The organism is Alsobacter sp. P4_H11, assembly GCF_056400925.1.
The window spans coordinates 19,964-44,411 of the sequence record NZ_JBFUKI010000008.1; the positions used below are offsets into that span (position 1 = coordinate 19,964).

General features: G+C 71.6%; 18 protein-coding genes. 16 read left to right on the plus strand and 2 right to left on the minus strand.

The features are described 5' to 3' along the window. The first annotated feature begins 13 nt into the window (after positions 1-13). The 12 genes from AC1DSZ_RS15245 (at position 14) to AC1DSZ_RS15300 (ending at position 14,418) form a co-directional block, all read left to right on the plus strand. On the plus strand, positions 14-895 hold the full coding sequence (locus tag AC1DSZ_RS15245) for a DUF2163 domain-containing protein (protein WP_476839196.1): 882 nt from the start codon (positions 14-16) through the stop codon (positions 893-895). Next, the gene (locus AC1DSZ_RS15250; RefSeq protein ID WP_476839197.1) at positions 892-1,350 is read left to right on the plus strand and encodes an NlpC/P60 family protein; all 459 of its coding nucleotides are present in this window, start codon (positions 892-894) and stop codon (positions 1,348-1,350) included. Before AC1DSZ_RS15245 ends, AC1DSZ_RS15250 begins: the two co-directional genes overlap by 4 nt. Next, positions 1,347-5,249: a baseplate multidomain protein megatron gene (locus tag AC1DSZ_RS15255; RefSeq protein ID WP_476839198.1), complete on the plus strand. Its 3,903-nt coding sequence runs from the start codon at positions 1,347-1,349 to the stop codon at positions 5,247-5,249. The genes AC1DSZ_RS15250 and AC1DSZ_RS15255 overlap by 4 nt, the downstream gene beginning before the upstream one ends. A gap of 218 nt (positions 5,250-5,467) precedes the next feature. Continuing rightward, on the plus strand, positions 5,468-6,880 hold the full coding sequence (locus AC1DSZ_RS15260) for a DUF2793 domain-containing protein (RefSeq protein ID WP_476839199.1): 1,413 nt from the start codon (positions 5,468-5,470) through the stop codon (positions 6,878-6,880). 7 nt (positions 6,881-6,887) lie between these two features. Beyond that, the gene (locus tag AC1DSZ_RS15265) at positions 6,888-7,640 is read left to right on the plus strand and encodes a glycoside hydrolase family 108 protein (RefSeq protein ID WP_476839200.1); all 753 of its coding nucleotides are present in this window, start codon (positions 6,888-6,890) and stop codon (positions 7,638-7,640) included. Between the two features lie 100 nt (positions 7,641-7,740). Then, entirely contained in the window at positions 7,741-8,070 is a 330-nt protein-coding gene (locus AC1DSZ_RS15270) for a PepSY domain-containing protein (protein ID WP_476839201.1), read from the plus strand. Positions 8,071-8,111: 41 nt separating this feature from the next. Then, positions 8,112-8,813 carry a response regulator transcription factor gene (locus AC1DSZ_RS15275; RefSeq protein ID WP_476839202.1) on the plus strand — a complete coding sequence of 234 codons (702 nt, stop codon included), beginning with the start codon at positions 8,112-8,114 and terminating at the stop codon, positions 8,811-8,813. Beyond that, positions 8,813-10,207, plus strand: coding sequence for a sensor histidine kinase (locus AC1DSZ_RS15280; RefSeq protein ID WP_476839203.1), 1,395 nt, complete (start codon positions 8,813-8,815; stop codon positions 10,205-10,207). The genes AC1DSZ_RS15275 and AC1DSZ_RS15280 overlap by 1 nt, the downstream gene beginning before the upstream one ends. An 89-nt stretch (positions 10,208-10,296) precedes the next feature. Then, the gene (gene ccmI, locus AC1DSZ_RS15285; protein ID WP_476839204.1) at positions 10,297-11,415 is read left to right on the plus strand and encodes a c-type cytochrome biogenesis protein CcmI; all 1,119 of its coding nucleotides are present in this window, start codon (positions 10,297-10,299) and stop codon (positions 11,413-11,415) included. A 3-nt stretch (positions 11,416-11,418) separates the two neighbouring features. After that, entirely contained in the window at positions 11,419-11,922 is a 504-nt protein-coding gene (ccmE, locus tag AC1DSZ_RS15290) for a cytochrome c maturation protein CcmE (protein ID WP_476839205.1), read from the plus strand. Positions 11,923-11,926: 4 nt separating this feature from the next. Further along, entirely contained in the window at positions 11,927-13,906 is a 1,980-nt protein-coding gene (locus AC1DSZ_RS15295; protein ID WP_476839206.1) for a heme lyase CcmF/NrfE family subunit, read from the plus strand. Continuing rightward, positions 13,903-14,418 carry a cytochrome c-type biogenesis protein gene (locus AC1DSZ_RS15300; protein WP_476839207.1) on the plus strand — a complete coding sequence of 172 codons (516 nt, stop codon included), beginning with the start codon at positions 13,903-13,905 and terminating at the stop codon, positions 14,416-14,418. The genes AC1DSZ_RS15295 and AC1DSZ_RS15300 overlap by 4 nt, the downstream gene beginning before the upstream one ends. On the opposite strand, the gene AC1DSZ_RS15305 is transcribed toward AC1DSZ_RS15300, so the two are convergent. Further along, entirely contained in the window at positions 14,387-15,109 is a 723-nt protein-coding gene (locus tag AC1DSZ_RS15305) for an MIP/aquaporin family protein (RefSeq protein ID WP_476839208.1), read from the minus strand. The two genes, AC1DSZ_RS15300 and AC1DSZ_RS15305, sit on opposite strands and share 32 nt — an antisense overlap. Before the next feature lie 219 nt (positions 15,110-15,328). Here AC1DSZ_RS15305 and AC1DSZ_RS15310 point away from each other — a divergent pair, with 219 nt between their 5' ends. The 4 genes from AC1DSZ_RS15310 (at position 15,329) to AC1DSZ_RS15325 (ending at position 22,192) form a co-directional block, all read left to right on the plus strand. After that, positions 15,329-16,912: a Do family serine endopeptidase gene (locus tag AC1DSZ_RS15310; RefSeq protein WP_476839209.1), complete on the plus strand. Its 1,584-nt coding sequence runs from the start codon at positions 15,329-15,331 to the stop codon at positions 16,910-16,912. Positions 16,913-17,160: 248 nt separating this feature from the next. Next, a complete protein-coding gene (locus tag AC1DSZ_RS15315; protein ID WP_188517678.1) occupies positions 17,161-17,844 on the plus strand; it encodes a winged helix-turn-helix domain-containing protein in 684 nt (227 codons plus the stop codon). After that, positions 17,828-19,237, plus strand: coding sequence for a sensor histidine kinase (locus tag AC1DSZ_RS15320; RefSeq protein WP_476839210.1), 1,410 nt, complete (start codon positions 17,828-17,830; stop codon positions 19,235-19,237). The genes AC1DSZ_RS15315 and AC1DSZ_RS15320 overlap by 17 nt, the downstream gene beginning before the upstream one ends. Continuing rightward, on the plus strand, positions 19,238-22,192 hold the full coding sequence (locus AC1DSZ_RS15325) for a bifunctional [glutamine synthetase] adenylyltransferase/[glutamine synthetase]-adenylyl-L-tyrosine phosphorylase (RefSeq protein WP_476839211.1): 2,955 nt from the start codon (positions 19,238-19,240) through the stop codon (positions 22,190-22,192). It begins immediately after the preceding gene. On the opposite strand, the gene AC1DSZ_RS15330 is transcribed toward AC1DSZ_RS15325, so the two are convergent. After that, entirely contained in the window at positions 22,193-24,421 is a 2,229-nt protein-coding gene (locus AC1DSZ_RS15330; RefSeq protein ID WP_476839212.1) for a PAS domain-containing sensor histidine kinase, read from the minus strand. It lies immediately after the preceding gene. Positions 24,422-24,448: the final 27 nt, after the last annotated feature.

Consider the following 24,448-nt stretch of genomic DNA (forward strand, 5'->3'; position numbering starts at 1 on the left):
CCAGGAGGCGCCCGTGCGCGCGCTGCCCCCATCCCTCTCGGCCGCCCTCGCGACCGGGGCGACCACGCTCGCCCGCTGCTGGCGCATCACGCGCCGGGACGGCCTCGTGCTGGGCTTCACCGACCATGACCGCGACCTCGTGTTCGACGGCGTCACGCATGCGGCCGGGGCCGGCCTGGAGGCGGCCGACAGCGAAAGCCAGCTCGGCTTCGCGGTGGGCGGGGGAGAAGTCGCGGGCGCGCTGGCGGCCGGATCGCTCTCGGAGGCGGACCTGGCGGGCGGGCTCTTCGACGGCGCCGCCGTGGACCTCTGGCTCGTGGACTGGAGGGACCCGGCGAGCCGCGTGCTGCTCGACAGCTTCACGATTGGCGAGGTGCGCCGGGCGGACTCGTCCTTCACGGCCGAGCTGCGCGGGCAGGCGCAGCGCTTCGACGACCCGCGCGGCCGCGCCTTCCAGCCCGCCTGCGCGACCGACCTCGGCGATGCGCGCTGCGGTGTGAACCTGGCGGACCCGCGCTGGCGGGCGGAGGGTGTGGTGGCGGGGACGGACGGGCGCGTGTTCATCCAGGCGGGCGCGCTGGCCGGTTTCGAGCCGGACCTGTTCACCGGCGGGCGCCTGGTCTTCACCTCCGGCGACAATGCAGGCGCGGCCGGCGCCGTGAAGGCGCATGACGGCGGGTCGCTGACGCTGTGGCAGGCGCCCGGCGCGCCCATCCGGCAGGGCGACGGCTTCACGGTGATGGCCGGCTGCGACAAGCGGCTGGAGACCTGCGCCGGGCGCTTCGGCAATGTCGTGAACTTTCGCGGCTTTCCGCACATGCCGGGCAACGACTTCCTGCTGCGCGTCGCCCGCAACGGCGACCCGGCGATGGATGGCGGGAGTCTGTTCCGGTGAGCGAAGCGCCTGCCGTGGCGACCCGCGCCGCCGTGCTGGCCGAAGCGCGGCTGTGGCTCGGCACGCCCTATGTGCATGGCGCGAGCTTGCGCGGCGTCGGCTGCGACTGCCTGGGCCTGGTGCGCGGCGTCTGGCGGGGCGTCTACGGGGCCGAGCCGGAGCCGACGCCGCCCTACCGGCCGGACTGGGCCGAGGCGCGGGGCCGCGACACGCTCGCCGAAGCCGCCGGCCGCCATCTCGCGCCCGTGGCGCTGGCTGACGTGCTGCCGGGCGATTTGCTGCTGTTTCGCTGGCGCGACGGCGCGCCCGCCAAGCATTGCGGCGTCGCCTCCGGGCCGGGCCGCATGATCCACGCCCATGACGGCGCCTGCGTGGCTGACGTCGCGCTCGGCGTCTGGCGCCCGCGCCTCGCGGCCGCGTTCCGGTTTCCGCCCCTGAGGGAGAACCAGCCATGACCACGCTCGTGCTTCAGGCGGCCGGCTCCGCCATCGGCAATGCGCTCGGCGGCCCGGTGGGCGCGCTGATCGGCCAGACCGTGGGGGCGGCGGCCGGCTCCGCCATCGACCACGCGCTCATGGGCGGCGGCGGGGGGCGCAAGTTCGTCGAGGGGCCGCGGCTCAAGACGCTGGCCGGGCTCGGCTCCACCGAGGGCGCGCCGATCCCGCGCGTATATGGCCGCGCCCGCGTGGGCGGCGAGGTGATCTGGGCGACGCGGTTCCTGGAGGAGGTGAGCTACGCCCGCGAGGGCGGCGGCGGCAAGGGGCTCGGCGGCTCCTCGGCGCCGCGCACCACCACGGCGACCTACGCGTATTACGCCAACCTCGCGGTGGGCCTCTGCGAGGGGCCGATCGCCTTCGTGCGGCGCATCTGGGCGGATGGGCGCGAGATCGACCGCACGCTCTACGCCATCCGGGTCCACACCGGGACGGAGACGCAGGATCCCGACCCGCTGATCGTCGCCAAGGAGGGCGCGGACGCCGCGCCGGCCTATCGCGGGCTTGCCTATGTGGTGTTCGAGCGCCTGCCGCTCGCCGATTTCGGCAACCGCGTGCCGCAGCTCTCCTTCGAGGTCGTGCGCCCCGTCGGCTCGCTGAACGCCCGCGTCCGCTCGATCAACGTGATCCCGGGCGCCGGGACCTTCGCGTATACGCCGACGCCCGCCGGTCGCGACCGCGACGTGAGCGGGAGCATCCTGAAGAACCGCCAGCAGCTCACGCACGCGACCGACTGGGCCGCCTCCATGGACGCCCTGCAGGCGCTCTGCCCCAACCTGGAGGGCGTGTCGCTGGTGGTGAGCTGGTTCGGCGACGATTTGCGCGCCGGCGCCGGCACGATCGCGCCGCGCTCGGAGCTGCCGGTCGGCGAGGAGGGTTCGCCCGACGTCCTGGTGTCCGGCCTGCCCGAAGCCGCAATGCGGCGCGTCTCGCAAAGCGAGGGCCGCCCCGCCTATGGGGGCACGCCGTCCGACGCCTTCGTGATCGCGGCGATCCGCGACCTCAAGGCGCGCGGCCTCAAGGTGACGCTCTATCCCTTCGTGATGATGGACGTGCCGGCCGGCAACGCCCTGCCGGATCCCTGGACGGGCGCGGCCGGGCAGCCGCCCTATCCGTGGCGGGGGCGCATCACCTGCCATCCCGCGCCCGGCCGGCCCGGCTCGCCGGACGCGACGGCGGCCGCCGCCGCGCAGGTCGCGGCCCTGTTCGGCGCCGCCCAGCCTGGGCACTTCACGGCCGTGGGCGACGCGGTGGCTTATGCGGGCCCGCCCGAATGGACGCTGCGCCGCCAGGTCCTCCATTACGCCCGGCTCGCCACCGTGGCGGGCGGCGTCGACGCCTTCGTGATCGGCTCGGAATTTGTCAGCCTCACCCGGGTGCGCTCGGCCCCGGGCGTCTACCCGGCCGTGGGCAAGCTCGCGGCGCTCGCCGCCGACGTGCGCGCCACCCTCGGCGCCGGCCCGGCCATCACCTATGCGGCGGACTGGACCGAATACGGCGCCCATGTTCCGACGCCCGGCGAGTTGCGCTTTCCGCTGGACCCGCTCTGGGCCTCGCCCGCCATCTCGTATGTGGGGCTCGACCTCTGGGCCCCGCTGGGCGACTGGCGCGACGAGCCCGGCCATGCCGACGAGGCGCGCGGCCGCAACGGCGCGGATCCCGCCTACCTCGCCGCCAACGTGGCGGGCGGGGAAGGGTTCGACTGGTTCTACGCCGACGAGGCCGGCCGCGTCGCGCAAACGCGCCTGCCGATCACGGACGGCGCCTATGCCAAGCCCTGGGCCTACCGGCCCAAGGATCTCGCCGGCTGGTGGTCGTCCGCGCATGTGGAGCGCGTCGGCGGCGTCGAACTCGCGGCCCCGACCGCCTGGGTTCCGCGCTCCAAGCCCATCCGGCTCATGGAATGCGGCTGCCCGGCGGTGGACAAGGGCGCGAACGGCCCCAACGCGTTTCCGGACCCCAAGTCCTCGGCCGCGCAGCTGCCGCCCTTCTCGCGCGGCTTTCGCGACGACCTCGTCCAGGCGCGCGCCATCGCGGCGCTGCTGGACCGCTTCGACCCCGCAGGGCCGCTGGCCGCGACCGCCAACCCGGTGTCGCCGCTCTATGGCGGCCGCATGGTGGACCCGGCCGCGATCACGCTCTGGTGCTGGGACGCGCGGCCCTTTCCGGCCTTTCCGAGCCTCGATGGCGTGTGGGCGGACGGCTCCGCCTGGGAGACCGGCCATTGGCTCACCGGCCGCCTGGAAGGGATGCCGCTCGAGGACCTCCTGCGCGCGCTGCTGCGCGACTGGGGCCTGCAGCCGGCGGCCTCGAACGCGGTGGACGGGTTCCTTGACGGCTATGTGGTCGACCGCCCCATGAGCCTGCGCGCCGCCATGGAGCCTCTCGCCGCCGTGTTCGGCTTCGACGCGGCCATCAGCGGCGGCGCGGTGCGCTTTCACGACCGCTCGGCGGTGGGCGCGCCCGTGACGCTGGGCGAGGACGACCTCGTTCCCGACCGCGACGGCGCGCTCGTGCGCTCCACCCGCGTGCAGGAGGCGGAGCTGCCGCGCGAAATTGCCCTCGGCTTCATCGACGCCGACGGCGAGTTTCCCCGCGCCAGCGTGCTCTCGCGTCGGCTGGAGGGCCGCAGCCGCCGCGACGCCCAGGTCGAGGCCGCGATCGTGCTGCCGCGCGCGGAGGCGGGACGCCTGGCCGACCGCGTACTGCACGACGCCTGGGTGGGCCGCGAAACCGCGCAGTTCAGCGTGCGGCCGGGGCTGATCACCCTGGAGGTGGGCGACTGCGTGCGCGTGCCTGGCGGGCTCTACCGCATCACCCGCATCCGCGACGCCGAGCAGCGCGACGTGGAGGCGCGGGCCGTGGACCCGGCCGTCTTCGCCGCGCCCGCCCGGCTCCATGGCCGACGCCCCGCGACGGCGCGCCGGGCCGGCGGCCGGCCGTTCGCGACGACGCTGGACCTTGCCTTGCCGGGCTCCGGCGGCACCGTGCTGCAATGGCTGGCCGTGGCGGCCGATCCATGGCCGGGAACGCTCGCGGTGTGGCGTTCCGTATCGGGTGAAAGCTTTGATCTCCTGGCCTTCGTGGAAGCCCCCAGCCTCATCGGCCGGCTGGCCGCGCCGCTCGGCGCGGGCCCGCCGGATCGGTGGGACCGGGCGGCCGCCCTGGAGGTCCGCTGGCCAACTGGCGCGCCCGCGTCCGCGCTGGACGAGACGGCGCTCTCGGCCTCGACGGCAGTGGCCGTGCAAGGCCCCGATGGCGCCTGGGAGGCGATCGCCTTCGGGCGCGCCGACCTGGTCGGCCCCGCGCGGTGGCGCTTGGCGCGCCTCCTACGCGGGCTTGGCGGATCGCGGGTGGCAGGCGCGCCGGTGGGCGCCCTCGTGGTGGCGCTGGACGGCTCGCTCACCCGGCTCGCCGAAGGCGCGGGCGCGCTGGGTCGCGCCTTCCAGTACCGCGTCGGCCCCGCTGTGCGCGGCTCCGGCGACGCCGCGGCGCTCTCGTTCGCGGCGACGGCTTCCGCCACCGCGCTCCGGCCGCTCGCGCCGGTGCGCCCGACAGCCCGCCGCACCCCGGCCGGCATATCGCTCGCCTGGCTTCGCCGCGGCCGGGTCGACGCCGACGCCTGGGAGCCGGTGGACATTCCGCTCGGCGAGGATCGGGAAGATTACGAAGTGGAGATCCTGCGCGACGGCGCAACCGTGCGACGGCTGGCCGCCGCCGCTGGATCGGTTCTGTATCCGGCCGCCGACGAAGCCGCCGATTTCGGCGCCCCACAGACGACCCTGTCGATCCGCATCCGCCAACTCAGCGCCGCCGTCGGGGCCGGAACGGCATGCGACGCGACGGTATCGGTGAGGTGAGGCTGTCCCTAAGCGCGCGTCCTTCTCCCCCCGGGAGAAGGTGTCGGCGAAGCCGACGGATGAGGGTCTAGCGCGCGCCGTTTAGCCCTCGCTGAGCGTCACGTACGACGCGCTAGCCCCTCATCCGGCCTTTCAGGCCAGCTTCTCCCGGGGGGAGAAGGCGCCAGCGACGGGCTGCGCCGTCACTTGCCAAGCTCCCACAAAACCGAGGATCCACCATGAGCGACAGCGTGCGGCTTGGGTTGCCTTATCTGGCGGCGGCCCAGTCCCAGAAACATGTGACGCACAACGACGCCCTGCAGATACTGGACGGGCTGGTGCAATGCGCCGTGCTGGAGCGGGGGAGGGCGGCCCCGCCGGCCGCGCCTGTCGAGGGCGCGCGCTACCTGCTGGCGGCGGCGCCGACCAGCGCCTTTGCGGGGCAGAGCGGGGCGGTGGCGGCTTTCGACGACGGGGCCTGGCGCTTTTTCCAGCCCCGCGCGGGCTGGCGCGTCTTCGTGATCGCGGAGGCGCGGCTGCTGGTGCATGACGGCGCAGGCTGGCGCGACCTGGACGAATTGGCGCGGCGGCTCGGGCCGCTGGAGGCGCTGGGGCTGGGCGCGGCCCCGGACAACGGCAATCCGTTCTCGGCCCGTCTCAACGATGCGCTGTTCAACGCCCGCCCGGTCGCCGAAGGCGGCACCGGCGACGTGCGGGTGAAGCTCAACAAGCCGCTGCCGGGCGGCGCGGCGTCGTTTCTGTTCCAGACCGGGTTCAGCGGCAGGGCCGAGCAGGGGCTGGCCGGGGACGACGCCTGGCGCGTGCGGGTGTCGGCCGACGGGGCCGCCTGGCGCGACGCCATTGTGGTCAGCCCGGCGACCGGTCTGGTGCGATTTCCTGTGGGGATCGAGGGACTTCCACACGGTTTCCGGAATCAGATTCACAACGGCGACTTCAGCGTCGCCCAGCGCGGCGCAGGGCCTTTTCCGGTGGGGCAGGCGGCGGCGCATGGCTTCGACCGCTGGCTCGCACAGGCGGCCGGAGCCGTGACCGGCAGCGTCTCGCGCACGGCATCTCCCCCCGGGCAGGCGGACGGGCCGGGCGGGCGGTTCTTCGCCACGCTGGCGATCTCGGCCACGACGGCGGCGTCCTATCCCGAACTTCATACCCGCATGGAGGACGTCGCCACACTGGCAGGGCGCCCGGCCACGGTGTCGTTCTGGTACCGGACCGCGTCGCCAGCCTTCTTTGTCGACCTCTCGCAGAACTTCGGCGCGGCCGGCAGCGCCTCCGTGTTCTCGATCGGCCAGCAGGCGCTGCCCGCGTCGCCGGGCGTTTGGCGGCGCTTCGTCGCCCCGGTGACGCCGCCGTCGGTCGGCAACAAGACTGTGGGGGCTGGGTCCTACCTCTCGCTGCGCGTGTTCCTGTCCGGCGCGGCGGCGGCCGCAATCGACCTTGCGGACGTGCAGGTGGAGGAGGGGGCGGTCGCGACCGCCTTCGAGCGCCGCCCCGCCGCCATCGAACTCGCCCTCTGCCGGCGCTTCTTTCGCCGCTACGCCACCGCGCAGGCGCCCGCCGACCTCGCCTTCGAAATGCGGGCCGCGCCCACGCAATTCGGGACCGGCCCGTTCGACTACTCAGCCGATCTGTGAGGCCGCCATGCACAAGAGCTTCGAGGCGGCGCTCGGCGTGGTGTTTTCGGTCGAGGGCGGCTATGTGGACCACCCTGCCGACCCCGGCGGCCCGACGCGCTTTGGCGTGACGCAGGCGACCCTGGCGCGCGCCCGTGGCCGCCCAGCGATGGCCGCGGACGTCATGGCTCTCGGCCGGGACGAGGCCGCCGCCATCTACCGGCGCTTCTATTGGGACGCCGTGCGGGCGGACGACCTCCCGGCCGGGCTGGACCTCGCGGTGTTCGACCTCGCGGTGAACTCGGGCCCACGCCGGGCCGCACTGCTGCTGCACGGCGCGCTCGGGCTGCCGCCGGACGGCGCGATCGGGCCCGCCGCGCTGGCCGCCGCGCGGGTGGCCGACGCCCCGGCGCTGATCCGTGGCCTTTGCCGGGCCCGCATGGGCTTTCTGCGCCGGCTCGCCGGCTGGCCGACCTTCGGCGCCGGCTGGACCCGCCGCGTCGCCGCCATCGAGCGCGCCGCGCTGGCGCTCGCCACCGCTTCAACAACCGCCACCAACCAGGAGAGACGACCCATGGACGCGCTGAAACCCATTCTGCAAAGCCGGACCGTCTGGTCCAACCTCATCGGCCTCGGCGCGGTGGCGCTCGCGGCCTTCGGCTTCGACACCGGCGGCGTCGACAGCGGCCAGTTGGCCGACACGGCGCTGCAGGTGGTGGCCGGCCTGAGCTTCATCGCCTCCACGGCGTTCCGAGTGCTGGCAACGCACCGGCTGGGCTAAAGCGCCCGGGCGCGACCGATCGCCGCCCGGCGGCTGTTTCGCCGGGCGTGCGCCTTTGCATTCAGGCTTGGTTCAGGAACGATGGCGCAAAGGGTCCAGCATGCGCGTATTCTTTCCCGTAGTGTTTGCAGTCATTCTGTCGGGGTTCGCGGGCGTTTCCGTCGGCGCCGCCTCCGAATCGACCGTGCCGAAGCTGATCGGCTGCCTGGACCAGCACGAGATCCGCGAGGAGGTCGCCGCCAAGCGCGTCGTTCCGCAGGTGGTCGCGCTGCGCGCCGCCAGAGGGGCGTTGGGCGGCGAAGCCGTGCGGGCGCGCCTCTGCCGGGTGGATGGCGGGCTCGTCTACGCCATCACGGCCTTGAAGCGCGACGGCAAGGTCGTCAGGGTGTATGTGGACGCCCAGACCGGCAAGGTCATGGCGTCCAACTGAGCGCCGCTTCCGTTCATCCCTGATTTCGCGAGGACCGCACCGTGCGCCTGCTCGTCGTCGAGGACGACAAGGACCTCAACCGCCAGATCGTGACCGCGCTGGAACAGGCCGGCTACGCCGTGGACCGCGCCTATGACGGCGAGGAGGGGCTGTATCTGGGCGAAAGCGAGCCCTATGACGCCGTGATCCTGGACCTCGGCCTGCCCAAGCTCGACGGCGTCGGCGTGCTGCAGAGCTGGCGCCGGGGCGGGCGGTCCATGCCGGTGATCATCCTCACCGCGCGCGACCGCTGGAGCGACAAGGTGCAGGGCTTCGACGCCGGCGCCGACGATTACGTCACCAAGCCGTTCCACATGGAGGAGATCCTGGCCCGGGTGCGCGCCGTGGTGCGCCGCGCCGCCGGCCACGCCACCAGCGAGCTTGTCTGCGGCCCGGTGCGGCTCGACACGCGCGCCGGACGCGTCACCGTCGACGGCAACCCCGTCAAGCTGACCTCGCACGAATACCGGCTGATGGCTTACCTGATGCACCACACCGGCCGCGTGGTGTCGCGCACCGAGATCGTGGAGCATCTTTACGACCAGGATTTCGACCGCGACTCCAACACCATCGAGGTGTTCGTGGGCCGTCTGCGCAAGAAGCTGGGCGTGGACGTGATCCAGACCGTGCGCGGCCTCGGCTACGTGTTGCAGGCGCCCGCGGCGTCCGCGCCGCCAGCGGCGTCCACGCCGCCACGCGCCTGATGTTTCGGCCGCTGTTCTTTCTCCGCAAGCGCCAATCCATCGCGACGCGCCTGTTCGTGTCGTCCACCGTGTGGAGCCTCGCGATCCTGCTGCTGGCGGGCGTGATCCTGTCTACGCTGAACCGCCGCACCACCGAGCACTCCTTCGACGAACGTCTCCACGTCTACCTGAAGTCGCTGGTCGCCGACGTGGCCTCGCCCAACGACAGCGAGCGCTCCGACCCCTACAGCCTCGGCGAGCCGCGTTTCGACCTGCCGCTGTCGGGCTGGTACTGGCAGATCACCCGGATCGACCGCGAGCCCGCCGAGATCAAGGGCTCCACCTCGCTGTTCGGCGGCAGGCTCCTGTCGCTGGCGGCCAGCAACGTGAAGGCGCGCGCCGGCGAACTGCGCGAGGGCTACGCGACGGGGCCGGACGAGCGGCGCCTGCGCATGGTGGAGCGCGTCATCGACCTCGGCGAGGATGGCAAGTTCCTGATTCAAGTCGCTGCCGACTCTGCCGAAATCGAGCAGTCGATCGCGGCCTTCCGCTGGGCGCTGGGGCTCACCTTCGTGCTGCTCGGCCTGGCGCTGGTGGCCACCACGGTGTTCCAGGTGCGCTTCGGCCTCCTGCCTCTGGCGCGCCTCTCGGCCGGCGTCAGCGCCATCCGGCGCGGCGAGGCGGACCACGTGTCCGGGCAGTTTCCCGACGACATCGCGCCGCTCGCCGCCGAGGTGAACCTGCTGATCGACAGCAACCGCGAGATCCTGGAGCGCGCCCGGACGCAGGTCGGCAACCTCGCGCATGCGCTGAAGACGCCGCTCAGCGTGGTGATGAATGAGGCCGCGGCCGAAGGCGGGCCGCTCTCCGCCAAGGTGCAGGAGCAGGCCGCCATCATGCGCGACCAGGTGAACTGGTACCTGGAGCGCGCCCGCGCGGCCGCCCGCGCCGGCTCGGTCGGCGCGGCCACCGAGATCGGCCCCATCGTGGACGGCATCCTGCGCACGGCGGCCAAGATCCACACCGACCGCGCCATCGCTTTCGACGGCGCGGTGGAGCCCGGCGCGATGTTTCGCGGCGAGCGGCAGGACCTCGAGGAGATGATCGGCAACCTCGTGGACAATGGCGGCAAATGGGCCGCCACCCGCGTCGCCGTCGCGGTGCGCCCCGCCGAACCGACCGGCGACGGCCGCTCCTATGTGTGCGTGACCGTGGACGACGACGGCGAGGGTGTCCCCGAAGCCGCCTGGACCAGCATGCTGCGTCGCGGCGCCCGGCTGGATGAGTCGAAGCCCGGCTCGGGCCTCGGCCTGTCGATCGTGGCGGATCTGGCGAGCCTCTATGGCGGCTCGCTGAAGCTCAACCGCTCGCCGCTGGGCGGCCTCAGGGCCGAGTTGACGCTGCCAGCGGCGTGACGCCGCAGTCGGCCCCTCCGTACCCATCCGGATAGGCATGCGGCCGGATTTGGCGTGACGCCGCCACAAAGGACCGCTAATCGAACGCCATGGCAGTCTGGATCATCCTGGCGCTCATGACCGGCGCCGCCGTGCTGGCGGTGCTGTGGCCGCTTGGCCGCGATCGGCCGGAGGAGGCCGCCGGGGAGACCGCCACCGACGCGGCATTCTACAAGGCGCAGCTCGCCGAGATCGATCGCGACGCCGAGCGGGGCCTGATCGAGCCGGCCGACGCCGAGACCGCTCGCGTCGAAGCCGGGCGCAGGCTGCTGGCCTCCAACCGCCGAGCCCAGGCGATCGTCGCCGCCGACCCCGGCGCGGGACGCCGCCGCCTTGCCGCCGCGGTGGCGCTGATCGGCGTGCCGCTCGTCAGCCTCTCGGTCTACCTCACCATCGGTCATCCCGCGCTGCCCGACATGCCGCTCGGCGCCCGCGCGGACCGCGCCCGGCCCGACATGAGCATGGCGCAGGCGGTGGCCCGCATCGAGGATCACCTCGCCAAGAACCCGGAGGACGGGCGCGGCTACGAGGTGGTCGGCCCCGTTTATCTCAGCGCCGGGCGTTACGCCGACGCCGAGCGCGCCTTTGCGTCGGCGATCCGGCTGCTCGGCGAAAGCGCCGCGCGGCTGGAGAACCTGGGCGAGGCGCAGGTCGGCCTGGCCGGCGGCATCGTGACGGCGGCCGCTCGCGCCAGCTTCGACAAGGCGCTAGGCATCGACGCGCGGCTCGTGAAGGCGCGCTATTTCCGCGCGGTCGCGGCCGAGCAGGATGGCGACAAGCCCCGCGCGCTGCGGCTCTTCGGCGAACTCGCCGCCGAGGCTCCGCCCGGCACGCCCCTCAAGGCGCGGCTGGACGAAAAGGTCGCGGCGCTTGGCGGCGCCCCGGTTCCGGCTCCGCGCGACGAGGCCGCCGAGACCCTCGCGTCGATGCCGCCGGCCGACCGCATGGCGGCCATCCGCGGCATGGTCGAGGGGCTCGACGCGCGCTTGTCGCAGAACGGCGAGGACCCGGAGGGTTGGCTGAGGCTTGTCCGTTCCTACATGGTGCTGGGCGAGGCCGAGAAGGCGCGCGACGCGCTGGCGCGGGGTCGCGCCGCGCTCGCGCTGGACGGCGCCGGCCTCAAGCGCCTCGAGGCGCTCGGGCGCGAACTGAAGATCGAAGGCTCCTGATCGATGACGCGCAAGCAGCGCCGCCTCACCCTCATCGGCTCCGCCCTCGCGGTGCTCGGCCTCGCGGCCGGGCTGGTGCTCTACGCGCTGAACGACACGATCGTGTTTTTCCACGGCCCGACCGACGTGGTCGAGAAGGGCATCCAGCCCGGCGTGCGCTTTCGCATCGGCGGGCTCGTGAAGGAGGGCTCGTTGGTGCGCGGCCCCAACCAGACCATCCGCTTCGAGGTCACGGACACCAACAAGGCCGTGCCGGTGACCTACCAGGGCCTGTTGCCGGACCTGTTCCGCGAAGGGCAGGGCGTGGTGGCCGAGGGCGCGCTGCAGCCCTCCGGCGAGTTCAAGGCCGACAGCGTGCTGGCCAAGCATGACGAGAACTACATGCCCAAGGAAGTCGCCGACTCGCTGAAACAGCAGGGCGTGTGGCAGCATGCGGGCGACAAGGCCAAGGATGCCGGCGCCAAGGGCGCCGCGCCCAAGCCTGCCGCTGCAAAGCCGGGAGCCTGACGCCATGATCGTCGAACTCGGCCACTACGCCCTCGTGCTCGCGCTGGCGCTTTCGCTCGTGCTCACCGTGATCCCGGCCTGGGGCGCGCACACCCGCGACGCGGCCCTGATGGGCGTCGCCCGCCCGGCCGCGTTCGCGATGCTGTTCTTCACGGCCGCATCCTTCGTGGCGCTGGCTTCGGCCTATGTGGGCTCGGATTTCTCGGTCCTCAACGTCTTCCAGAACTCGCATTCGGCCAAGCCGCTCGCCTACAAGATCTCGGGCGTCTGGTCGAACCACGAAGGCTCGATGCTCCTGTGGGTGCTGATCCTGGCGATCTTCGCCGGCCTCGTCGCCTGGCGCGGAGCAACGATGCCCCGGCGCCTGCTCAGCTATGTGCTGAGCGTGCAGGGCGCGATCGCGGCGGCGTTCTTCCTGTTCATCCTGCTCACCTCGAACCCGTTCGCGCGCGTGATGCCGGCGCCCTTCGAGGGCGAGGGGCTGAACCCGCTGCTGCAGGACCCCGGCCTCGCGATCCACCCGCCGCTGCTTTATCTCGGCTATGTCGGCTTCTCGGTGGCGTTCTCGTTCGCGGTCGGGGCCTTGCTGGAAGGGCGCATCGACGCCGTCTGGGCCCGCTTCGTCCGGCCCTGGACTCTGCTCGCCTGGGCGTTCCTGACGCTCGGCATCGCGATGGGCTCCTACTGGGCCTATTACGAGCTTGGCTGGGGCGGCTGGTGGTTCTGGGACCCGGTCGAGAACGCCTCGCTGATGCCCTGGCTCGCCGGCACCGCGCTGGTGCACTCCATCGTCGTGATGGAAAAGCGCGATGCCTTGAAGGTGTGGACGATCCTGCTGTCCATCCTGGCCTTCTCGCTGTCGCTAATCGGCACCTTCCTGGTGCGTTCGGGCGTGCTGACGTCGGTGCACTCCTTCGCGAGCGATCCGGCGCGCGGCGTGTTCATTCTCTGCATCCTGGTGTTCTTTATCGGCGGCGGGCTGACGCTGTTCGCCTGGCGCGCGCCGATGCTGCGGCAGGGCGGCCTGTTCGCGCCGGTGTCGCGCGAAGGCGCGCTGGTGCTCAACAACCTGTTCCTGGCCGCCGCCTGCGCGGCCGTGTTCATCGGCACGCTCTACCCACTGGCGCTCGAGGCCGTGACGGGCGCGAAGATCTCGGTGGGCCCGCCCTTCTTCGAGGCGACGTTCCTGCCGCTGATCGTGCCGCTGCTGCTGCTCGTTCCGGTAGGCCAGACGCTGGCCTGGAAGCGCGGCGACCTGCTTGGCGTGCTGCAGCGCCTCTCGGCCGCTTTCGGGCTGGCGCTGGTCGGCACGATCATCGTCTTCGCGATGACGCGCGGCGGCCCGGTCGCGGCGCCGCTCGGCGTCGGGCTCGGCTTCTGGCTGATCCTGGGATCGCTGTCCGAAATCACGTCCCGCTCGCACCGCCGCGGCGCGTCCGCCTTCACGGTGCTGCGTCGCGCCGCCGGCCTGCCGCGCGCCGCCTGGGGTTCGGCCATCGCGCATGCGGGCGTCGGCGTCACGGTGATCGGCATCGCGGCGACGGCGTGGGGCGTGGAGCGCATCGCCACGCTGAAACCGGGCGAACAGATCGCGCTCGGCCCATACCAGGTCACGCTCGAGGGCGTGGTTCCCCGCAACGGCCCGGATTACCGCGAGGTCGCCGCCCTGATGGTGGTGCGCGACGGCGACCGTGTCATCGGCCGCGTCGAGCCCGGCAAGCGCACCTTCATCGCCCGCACCACCGCGACATCGGAGGCAGGCCTGCTCACCATCGGCCTCGGCCAGATCTACGCCAGCGTGGCGGAGGTCGGCGCCGCTGACGGCTCGGCCGGCGTCCGGCTCTACTGGAAGCCGTGGGTGCTGCTGATCTGGCTCGGCTCGGTCGCGATGGCGGCGGGCGGCGTGTTGTCGCTCAGCGACCGCCGCGCCCGAGTGGCCGCGCCGGCGCGCCGGGCGGTTCCGGCGGCGGTTCCGGCCGAATGATCATGCGCAGGCTCGCGGGATCCGGACTGATCGCGGCGGCGCTGCTCGCGTCGGCGCCCGCCTGGGCCGTGAACCCTGACGAGGTGCTGCCCGATCCCGCCATGGAATCGCGCGCCCGCGCGCTCTCGACCGAGCTGCGCTGCCTCGTTTGCCAGAACCAGTCGATCGACGACAGCGACGCGCCTCTGGCGCGCGACCTGCGCGTGATCGTGCGAGAGAAGATCAAGGCCGGCGAGAGCGACGGCGCGATCAAGACCTATCTGGTGGATCGCTACGGCGAGTTCGTGCTGCTGAAGCCGAGCTTCTCGGCCCGCACGGCGCTGCTCTGGGCCGGGCCCTTCGCGGTGCTGCTCGGCGGCGTCGCGGTGGTGTGGATCAACGGCCGCCGGCGGCGCGACGAGGTCGCGACGCTGTCGGCCGAGGAGGAAGCCGCGATCCGCTCCCTCCTCGACGAGACGCCTCCAGGAGGCGCGTCCGCGGTTACTTCTCCCCGGACAGAATCCCGCTCTTGAAGGCGAGGCCGGCCAGCGCCGCGCCGACCAGCGGGCCGACGAAGTACACCCAGATCTGCGCCGCCGCGGCGCCGCCGACATAGAAGTTCGGCGCCAGGGTCCGCGCCGGGTTGAGCGAGTTGCCGGTGATCGGCACGAAGGCGAGATGCAGCAGCGCCAGCGTGAGGCCAATCACGAGGCCGGCCAGCGCGCCGCCGCCGACGTTGGGCTGCGTCACGCCCAGGATCACGGCCGTGAAGATGAAGGTGGCGACTGCCTCGGTGAGCAGCGCCGACATCGGCGACCAGGCCCCGAAGGTGGTCTGCCCGAACACGCCGCCCGCAATCGCGTACCCGCCCGGGGCGCCCTGGAGGATCAGCGCCAGCACGCCCGCGCCGACAAAGCCGCCGATGAACTGCGCGACGAGGTAGCCCGGCACGTCCTTGCCGCTGAACCGGCCCGCGGTCCACAGCGCCACCGTGACGGCGGGGTTGATGTGGCAGCCCGAGATGGGCCCGATGCAGTAGGCCATGGCGGTCACCGACAGGCCGAAGGCCAGCGCAATGGCGAGAATGCCCTGCGTGTGCACCGACGCCCCCATGGCGACGGCCGGGCTGAGGCCTGACCCGAGCAGGTTCACGGCGACGACGCTGCCGCATCCCACCAGCACCAGCACGGCTGTGCCGAGCGCCTCCGCGATGTATCGTTTCATGATCGTCTCCCCCAACGGGCCATTCTGGCCGGCTAAGCGGGATTTCAATCACGAACAGCACAAAGGTCAAACAAAGAAGCGACATGCATTCGGGCGTTTGCGGCTGCTCACCTTTCCTATTTGTCATGATCCCGTGACGACGCCGTAAGCCGCCCACCCCCATCTTCTGCTCCACAAGCCGGGGAGATCCCCCGCGACCAGGCTTCGAGGAGCGAGACCATGACCCCAGAGACCCCCACGACTTCCCCCGGGAATGCCCCGAAGCGCCGCCTGTCGGTCCGCGCCGGCCTGCTGGCCGGAGCATGCGCGATCGCGGTGGTCGGCGCCGGCGCAGCCCATTACTCCGACTTCCCGACCGCCGTCGCCAATGCGCAGACCGCGCAGCCGCAGGTCGCCCAGGCGCTGGGCGGGCCGCCTTCCTTCGCCAATGCGGTGGATCGCGTGAAGCCGGCCGTCGTGTCCGTCAAGGTGAAGGTCGAGAACGCCGCGACGCGCGACGGCGACATCGCCGGCAACGACGACGAGGATGGCGGCATGCCGCAGAACATCCCGCCGCAGCTGCGCGACTTCTTCCGCCAGTTCGGCCAGCCGGACGGTCGCGGCATGCCGCGCGGCGGCCAGGCGCGTCCGCGCGGCCACCAGTACGGCCAGGCGCAGGGCTCGGGCTTCTTCATCACGCCGGACGGCTACATCGTGACCAACAACCACGTGGTCGCCAACGCCGTGGAAGTGGCCGTGACCATGGACGACGGGCGCACGCTCGACGCCAAGGTGATCGGCACGGATCCCAAGACCGACCTCGCGCTGCTGAAGGTGAAGCAGGCCGGAACCTACCCGTTCGTGAAATTCGCCAAGGGCCAGCCGCGCGTCGGCGACTGGGTGATCGCGGTCGGCAATCCGTTCGGCCTCGGCGGCACCGTCACGGCCGGCATCGTCTCGGCGCGGGGCCGCGACATTGGCTCGGGTCCCTATGACGACTACCTGCAGATCGACGCGGCCGTGAACCGCGGCAACTCGGGCGGGCCGACCTTCGACATGAACGGCGACGTCGTGGGCGTGAACACCGCCATCTACTCGCCGTCCGGCGGCAATGTCGGCATCGCCTTCGCGATCCCGACCGAGGTCGCCACCAACGTGATCGAGTCGCTGAAGGACACGGGCTCCGTCTCGCGCGGCTTCATCGGCGTGCAGATCCAGCCGGTCACGGCCGAGATCGCCGACAGCCTTGGTCTCAAGGAAACGCGCGGCGCGCTGGTGGCTGACGCGCAGAGCAACGGACCGGCCGCTGCGGCGGGCGTGAAGGCCGGCGACGTGATCGTCTCGGTGGACGGCGACAAGATCGCCGGACCCAAGGAGCTGTCGCGCCGCATCGGCTCCATGAAGCCCGGCGACAAGGCCGAGCTCAGCGTGGTGCGCGACGGCCGCGAGCAGCAGATCACCCTCAAGCTCGCCGCGCTGCCGAACGAGAAGCAGGCCCGCGCCGACACGCAGGACGACGCCGCCCCGACGGCGGGCGGCTTCGGCCTGAGCCTCGCTCCGGCCCGCACCGTGCAGGGCGCGGGCGGCCAAGGCGTTGTGGTCACGCAGGTCGACCCGGACGGTCCGGGCGCCCAGCAGGGCGTGAAGCAGGGCGACGTGATCCTGGAAATCGGCGGCCGGACGGTCTCCGACCCCTCCGAGGTCAAGCAGGCTCTCGCGGACGCGCGCCAGAACGGCAAGAAGGCCGTGCTGATGCGCCTGAAGACCGGCAAGGACAGCCGCTTCGTGGCGCTCGCCTTCCCCAAGAAGGACGCGCGCGGCTAACCCCATCGGAGCGCCGGCGGGCACGCCCCCCGCCTGCCGGCCTCCGCAGCGGCGCGCAGCGCGATTGCCCCCGCGTGAGACGCCGCCTCCCGTTCGCCTTTTCGGCGGACGGGAGAACCAGGCAGGCCGGGATTTCAGCCCCTTCCCGGCCTGCCTTTTTCGTTGGAGCCGCAACTTTCCTTTGCGCAACGGGCTCCGGACGCCGCTTCCCCCTCAACACGCGGGCGTCTTGGAGGTATGCCATGGACATGAAGCTTCTGATCGTCGAGGACGACAAGGACTCCGCCTCCTACCTGGTGAAGGCGTTCCGTGAGTCCGGCCATGTCGCGGACCATGCCGCAGACGGCCTCGACGGCTACGCGCTGGCGCGCGAGGGCGACTACGACGTCCTGATCATCGACCGCATGCTGCCCAAGCTCGATGGGCTGTCGCTGATCCACGGACTGCGCGAGCAGAAGGTCGAGACGCCGGTGCTGATCCTCTCGGCGCTGGGCCAGGTCGACGACCGCGTGAAGGGCCTGCGCGCCGGCGGCGACGACTACCTGCCAAAGCCCTACGCGTTCTCCGAGCTGCTCGCTCGCACCGAGGTGCTGGCCCGCCGTCGCCGCTCCGGCCCGGCCGAGGAGACGCGCTACCGCGTCGGCGACCTCGAACTCGATCGCCTGTCCCACCAGGTAACCCGCGCCGGCAAGCCCGTGGACCTGCAGCCGCGCGAGTTCCGGCTGCTGGAATACCTCATGAAGCACGCCGGCCAGGTGGTGACGCGCACCATGCTGCTGGAGAATGTGTGGGACTATCACTTCGACCCGCAGACCAACGTCATCGACGTTCATCTCTCGCGTCTGCGCGGCAAGGTCGACAAGGGGTTCGACCGGCCGCTGATCCACACGGTGCGCGGCGCGGGGTACATGGTTCGTGACGGCGCTCGGTAAGCTCTTTCGCACCACGGCGTTCAAGCTGTCGCTGGCTTACCTCGTCATTTTCACGCTGTTCGCGTTTTTTCTGCTGGGCTACATCGCCTTCAACGCGCGCCGGCTGATCGCCGACCAGGTCGCCTCCGTGGTGGAGGCCGAGACCCAGGGCTTGGCCGAGCAGTACATGGCCGGCGGGTTGCGCCGGCTGGTCGAGATCATCGAGCAGCGCTCGCGCCAGCCCGGCGCCTCGCTTTACCTCGTGATGGGCCCGGCCGGCGACAAGCTCGCGGGCAATATCGGCCAGTTGCCGCCGGACCTCCTGAACCAGACCGGCCAGCGCCAGATCGCCTATTTCCACAATGACGACGACCGCCGGCCCCACATGGCGCTGGTGCGCATCTACGACCTGCCGTCGCGCGTGAAGCTGCTGGTGGGCCACGACCTCGCGGAAGCCGACCGGCTGCGCAGCGTGATCCGCCGGGCCTTTGGCTGGTCGCTGTCGCTGGTTGTGATCCTGGCCCTGCTGGGCGGCTGGTTCGTCACCCGCCGGGTGCTCGGTCGCATCGACGCGATGACGGATACGACCCGCGGCATCATGGAAGGCAACCTCTCGGGCCGATTGGCGCTGTCGGGCTCCAATGACGAGCTCGACCGCCTGGCAGTCGGCCTCAACGCCATGCTGGACCGCATTGAGGAGCTGATGACCGGCCTCAAGGAGGTCAGCGATAACATCGCGCATGACCTGAAGACGCCGCTCACACGCCTGCGCAACGGCGCCGAGCAGGCGCTGCGCACGGCGGGCTCGCCGGACGACTACCGGCAGGCGCTCGAAGGCACGATCGAGGAGGCCGACAACCTCATCCGGGTGTTCAACGCCCTGCTGATGATCGCCCGCGCGGAAGCCGGCAGCGCGCATGACGGCGTCAGCGACTTCGATCTCGCCGAAATGGCGCGCGACGTCGTGGAGCTCTACGAGCCGGTGGCCGAGGAAGCGGGCGTGCCGCTGACGCTGGACGTTCCGCCCGGCCTGCGGCTGAAAGGCTCGCGCGAGCTGGTCGGGCAGGCGCTCGCCAACCTGGTCGACAACGCCATCAAATACGCGCCGCGGCCGCTTGACCCCGGCGCGGCGCCGAATGGCCAGCCCGGCGTTCGCGTTAGCGCGGCGACCCGCGGCGATACGGTCGAGATCGCGGTGGCGGATGGCGGCCCCGGCATCCCGGCGGCGGATCGCAATCGCGTGCTGGAGCGGTTCGTGCGGCTGGAAGGCGCGCGCACGCGTCCCGGCTTCGGGCTCGGCCTGTCGCTCGCGGCCGCGGTGGCGCGGCTGCATGGCGGCGTCCTGCGGCTGGAGGACAACGAGCCCGGCCTGCGTGCCGTGGTGGCGCTGCCGCTGCCGACGGGAGGCGCGTGAGTGGTGGAGCCGCAGGATCACGGAGCCAATCTGGCGCATCGCATTATCGCCGCGCCGCGTCTCTCGGACGCCAAGCCGGCGCGCAGCCGACTGGCCGAGCTGCTGGCCGAACCCGACGCGGGCGCGCTGCGGGCCTTGCTGGACACATCCCCCAAAGCCGCGGCCCTGCTGCAGGGGCTGGCGGATCACTCGCCTTTCCTTTGGCGGCTCGCCTCGTCCGACCGCTCCCGCCTCCATGCGCTGCTGACGGCCGACCCGGACAACCGCCTCGCGGGGTTGATCGCCCGCGTCGCAGAATGCTGGCGTGGGAGCCCGCCCGAGTCGCAGCTCATGAAGGCGCTTCGGCTCGCCAAGCAGGAGCTCGCCCTGCTGGTCGCGTTGGCGGACATCGGCGGCGTGTGGACCGTCGAGCAGGTCACGGCCGCGCTCAGCGACTTCGCGGACGCCGCGGTGGCGTCCAGCGTCCGCTGGCTGTTGGCCGAGGCGGCCGCCGCCGGGCGGTTCCGGCCCGCCGAGCCGGCCGACCCCGCGCTCGCCTCCGGCGTCGTCGTGCTGGCGCTGGGCAAGCATGGCGCGCGCGAGCTGAACTACTCCTCCGACATCGACATCATCGTTTTCTTCGACCCCGAAACCGCGCCGCTGGCCGGTAATGTCGAGCCGACGCCGTTCTTCGTCCGGCTGGTGAAGGGCCTCGTGCGGCTCATGCAGGAGCGCACGCCCGACGGTTACGTGTTCCGCACCGACCTGCGCCTGCGGCCCGACCCCGCATCCACGCCCAGCGCCATCCCGTTGCCGTCCGCCTACGCATACTACGAGAGCGTCGGCCAGAACTGGGAGCGCGCGGCGCTCATCAAGGCCCGCCCGGTCGCCGGCGACCTGCCGATCGGCGAGGCGTTCCTGCAGGAGCTGACGCCCTTCATCTGGCGAAAATATTTCGACTACGCGGCCGTGGCCGACATTCACGCCATGAAGCGCCAGATCCACGCGGCCCGCGGCCACGACGTGATCGCGGTGGCGGGACACAACATCAAGCTCGGCCGCGGCGGCATCCGCGAGGTCGAGTTCTTCGTCCAGACCCAGCAGCTCGTGTTCGGCGGGCGGCGGCCACAGCTGCGGGGCCGGCGAACGCTGGACATGCTCACGGCCCTGCGAGCGGACGGCTGGATCTCCGACAAGGCCGAGCGGGAGCTCGCGCATGCCTACCGGTTCCTGCGCACCATCGAGCATCGGCTGCAGATGCAGGCCGACGAGCAAACCCAGCAACTGCCGCACGAGGAGGACAAGCTTGCGCGCTTCGCGCGTTTCTGCAGCCATGCATCGGCGGCGGCTTTCGGCAAGGCGCTCACCACGGAGGCGCTGAAGGTGGAGCGCCATTACGCGCGGCTGTTCGAAGAGGGCGGGGAACTCACCTCCGGCGAGGGCAACCTGGTGTTCACCGGGGTGACGGACGACCCCGACACGCTCGAAACGCTACGCCGGATGGGCTTCGCCGAGCCGACCACCGTCGCCGAGACCGTGCGCGGCTGGCACTTCGGCCGCCGGCAGGCCGTGCAGAGCGCGCGCGCCCGCGAGGTGCTGACCGAGCTGGTGCCCAAGCTTCTCGGCGCCTTCGGGGCGACCGCCGATCCGGACGGCGCGCTGGCGACGCTGGACCGCGCGCTCGCCCGCATGCCGGCCGCCGTCGAGCTGTTCTCGATCCTGAAGAACCACAAGTCGATCCTGTCGCTCTTCGCCGACCTGCTCGGCTCGGCGCCGCGGCTGGCCGAGATCGTTGCGCAGCGTCCTCATCTGCTCGACGCGCTGATCGACCCGGCCGTGAACCGCGCTTATGCGGGGCTGGACGACCTCGTCACGCGGCTCTCGGGCGCGGTCGGCGCGCCGGAACTGCTCGAGGATTTCCTGGATCGCCTGCGCGACGCCGGGCAGCACGAGCTGTTCCTGGTCGGCTCGCGCGCGATCTCGGATGCCGTGCCGCTCGCGCGCGTCGGCGACGCTTACGCGATGCTCGCCGAGGCGCTGATCCGCGTGGCGCTCGCCGAAGTCGAGCGCCGCTTCCGCGCCGACCACGGCGTCGCGCCGGGCGGGCGCATCGCCGTCATCGCGATGGGCCGGCTGGGCTCGCGCGAGATGACGGCCACGTCGGACCTCGACCTCGTGGTGCTGTACGACTTCGACGAGGAACGGTCCGAAAGCGACGGCGCCCGGCCGCTCAGCGCTACGACCTACTACACGCGCCTGACGCAGCGCCTGATCAGCGCCCTCACGGTCCCGACCCGGCGCGGCGTGCTCTACGCGGTCGACATGCGTCTGCGCCCGTCCGGCAACAAGGGCCCGGCGGCGACGCAGTACCGGGGCTTCCTCCAGTACCAGCAGGACGAGGCCGAGATCTGGGAGCAGATGGCGCTCACGCGGGCGCGGCCCGTCGCGGGCGATCCGGACTTCATGGCCGAGGTGAGCGACGCCATCGCGGGCATTCTCCGCCGAGAGCGCGATCCCGCCGCCGTCCGGCGCGAGGCGGCCGACATGCGCCGGCTGATCGCGAGCGAGAAGGGCGACGCTGACCGCTGGGATCTCAAGCTTGCCCGCGGTGGCCTGCTCGACATCGAGTTCATCGCCCAGACCCTGGTGCTGATCGAGAGCCGCGCCCATCCCGAGCTGGCGCGAACTCCCACGGGCGACATCCTGGACGCCGCCGCCCGATTGGGGCTGTTGACGCCGGAGGACGGCGAAGCCCTGCGCGAAGCCTACGCGTTCATGCGAGACCTGCTGCAATGGCAGCGGCTGACCGTTTCGGGGTCGTTCAAGCCGGAGGAGGCCTCCGCGGGGCTGAAACCCCGCATGGCGTCCGTGGTGGGCCTGCCGGACTTCAAGATGCTGGAGCGCGACCTCGCCGATCGGCAGGCGCAGGTCCGCGCCATCTTCGAGCGGCTGCTCGCGGCGCCGCCCGCGTCCTGATCAGTGCCGCATGCCGGCGCGCGCCGACGCGATTTCCAGCCCGGTGGGCGGCTTCAGCGGCAGGTGCAGCAGCACGATCGTGCCCGTGCCCTCGCAGGAGCGGATCCGCAAGCCGCCGCCATGCAGTTCCGCCAGCGACCGTGCGATCGCGAGGCCGAGGCCCGAGCCGTCGGTCGGCTTGGAAGCGTCCATGTCGACCCAAGCGAACGGGCGGGCCAGCTTCGGGAGCGCGTCCTTCGGGATGCCGACGCCGGTGTCCTCCACATAGATGTTCAGCGAGCCGCCGATCCGGCGAGTGCGGACCATCACCTTTCCGCCTTCGGGGGTGAACTTCACCGCATTGGACAGGAGATGGCCGAGCATCTTGTCGAGCGCGCGGCGATCCGCATGCAACACAGTGTCGGGCATGGCCTCCGCGGTGACCGTCAGCCCGCGCGAATGGGCCACGGACGCGATGCCGTCAATCGCCAAAGCGATGGCGTCGTCGGCCTGCAACGGCTCGCGGTTCATCCGAACGCGCCCGGCCTCGATCTCGGCCATGTCGAGAATGTCGGCGATGAGACCGAGCAGATATTCGCCGCTCTTGCGGATGTCGCGGCAATAGTCGGTGTACTTGGCGCAGCCGAGCGAACCGAAGATCCCGGCCTCCATGACTTCCGAGAAGCCCAGGATGGCGTTGAGCGGAGTGCGCAACTCATGGCTCATCTTCGCCAGGAACTCGGACTTGGCGCGGTTGGCCCCTTCGGCCTCGGCCTTCTGCTCGAGGTAGCGCTCGGCGAGGTCGGCGAGTTGCTGGGCCTGCATTTCCAGGGTCTGGCGCGACCGCTTCAGGTCGGCGACCGAGGCCGTGAGCTTGCGCTCGCTGTCGAGCAGGCGCTCCTCCTGCTGCTTCAGCAGGGTGATGTCCGTGCCGACCGAGACGTAGCCGCCGTCCTTGGTGCGGCGTTCGTTGATCTGCAGCCAGCGGGCGTCGGGCAGCTGGGCCTCGTAGCTGCGCGCGCCGGCTTCGCCGAGGCGGCCGTCCAGCCGGTGCTGCACCACGGACGGGGTCAGGGCGGCCGCCAGCGTCTCGTAGGGCGTGCCGGCGTTGATATCGTCCGCCGAGAGATTGTGCAGTTTCTGGAACTTGGAATTGCACATCACGAGTTTGTTGGAGTCATCCCAGAGCACGAAGGCCTCCGAGATGGTCTCGATCGCGTCGCGCAGGCGCATGTCCGCCGTGGCGCTGCGCTGGGCGAGGCGATGCTGCTCGCTGATGTCGATCGCGATACCGATGAGGTGCGGATCGCGGTTCTCGCCGTCGCGGACGAGCTCGGCGCGAGCGCGCACCCAGACCCACTCGCCATCGGCGGCGCGGACCCGGAACGCGTGATCCACCGTGGTGGCTTCGCGGTTCGCGAGCTGGTCGGCGAGCGAGAACAGGTCGCCGTCGTCCGGATGCACGAGACGGTTGACCTCGCCGAAGGACATCAACTCGCTGTCGCGGTCGTAGCCCAGCATCTCGTACATGGAATCGGACCAGTAGAGAGTGCCGCGGGCGATGTCCCAGTCCCACAGCCCGCAGCGGCCGCGCGACAGGGCGGTGTCGAGGCGGCGGCGGAACTTGTCGCAGATCGCGTCGGCCTGCCGGGCGCGCCAGGCCTGCCAGAAATAGGCGGTGCTGATGGCGGTGAGCACGAAGGTGGCGGCGCCGAGCAGGATCAGCGTCGAGGTGGTGCGCGAGCGCCACCCGGCCAGCGCCTGCGAGACAGGCTGAACCACGGCGACCTGGCCGTAAGGGGCCGGGAGGTCGCGCACGGTGGCGAGAGCCTTCGCGCCGCTCGGCAGCGTGATGACGATCACGCCGGCCTTGTCCGCGAAGGTGGTCAAGGGCTGCGTCTCGCCCAGGGCGTTGACGAGGCTCGAACGGGCATGGAGGCCGCTCGGCAGGCTTGCGCCCACCATGCCGTCAGCCCGGGTCAGCAGGACATAGCGGCCATCGTGGATTGCGTGGCTCGGGATGAAGCCGAGGGCGCGGGGATCGAACGCCTCGTTCGGCGCCACCGTGCGCGCCAGCTCGGACGCCGCGTAGGAGGCGAGGATGTCCATGTCGCCGACGGCGTCGACAAGCGTTTCATCCCGCGTGCTCGCGGCGTTCATGTAGGAGATGCTGCCGAGCGCCACCACGAAGACCGCGACCATGACGGGCACGATGCGCCTGAGCCAGGGTTCGATATCGAGCAGTTTCAAGTAGGCTGGATTGGCCAGAGACCGCAC

Bases quoted from the DNA above. Each gene is read 5' to 3' on its own strand.
- AC1DSZ_RS15255 (WP_476839198.1), top strand. From the start codon at position 1,347: ATGACCACGCTCGTGCTTCAGGCGGCCGGCTCCGCCATCGGCAATGCG.
- AC1DSZ_RS15260 (WP_476839199.1), top strand. From the start codon at position 5,468: ATGAGCGACAGCGTGCGGCTTGGGTTGCCTTATCTGGCGGCGGCCCAG.
- AC1DSZ_RS15265 (WP_476839200.1), top strand. From the start codon at position 6,888: ATGCACAAGAGCTTCGAGGCGGCGCTCGGCGTGGTGTTTTCGGTCGAG.
- AC1DSZ_RS15270 (WP_476839201.1), top strand. From the start codon at position 7,741: ATGCGCGTATTCTTTCCCGTAGTGTTTGCAGTCATTCTGTCGGGGTTC.
- AC1DSZ_RS15280 (WP_476839203.1), top strand. From the start codon at position 8,813: ATGTTTCGGCCGCTGTTCTTTCTCCGCAAGCGCCAATCCATCGCGACG.
- ccmI (WP_476839204.1), top strand. From the start codon at position 10,297: ATGGCAGTCTGGATCATCCTGGCGCTCATGACCGGCGCCGCCGTGCTG.
- ccmE (WP_476839205.1), top strand. From the start codon at position 11,419: ATGACGCGCAAGCAGCGCCGCCTCACCCTCATCGGCTCCGCCCTCGCG.
- AC1DSZ_RS15295 (WP_476839206.1), top strand. From the start codon at position 11,927: ATGATCGTCGAACTCGGCCACTACGCCCTCGTGCTCGCGCTGGCGCTT.
- AC1DSZ_RS15300 (WP_476839207.1), top strand. From the start codon at position 13,903: ATGATCATGCGCAGGCTCGCGGGATCCGGACTGATCGCGGCGGCGCTG.
- AC1DSZ_RS15305 (WP_476839208.1), bottom strand. From the start codon at position 15,109: ATGAAACGATACATCGCGGAGGCGCTCGGCACAGCCGTGCTGGTGCTG.
- AC1DSZ_RS15310 (WP_476839209.1), top strand. From the start codon at position 15,329: ATGACCCCAGAGACCCCCACGACTTCCCCCGGGAATGCCCCGAAGCGC.
- AC1DSZ_RS15315 (WP_188517678.1), top strand. From the start codon at position 17,161: ATGAAGCTTCTGATCGTCGAGGACGACAAGGACTCCGCCTCCTACCTG.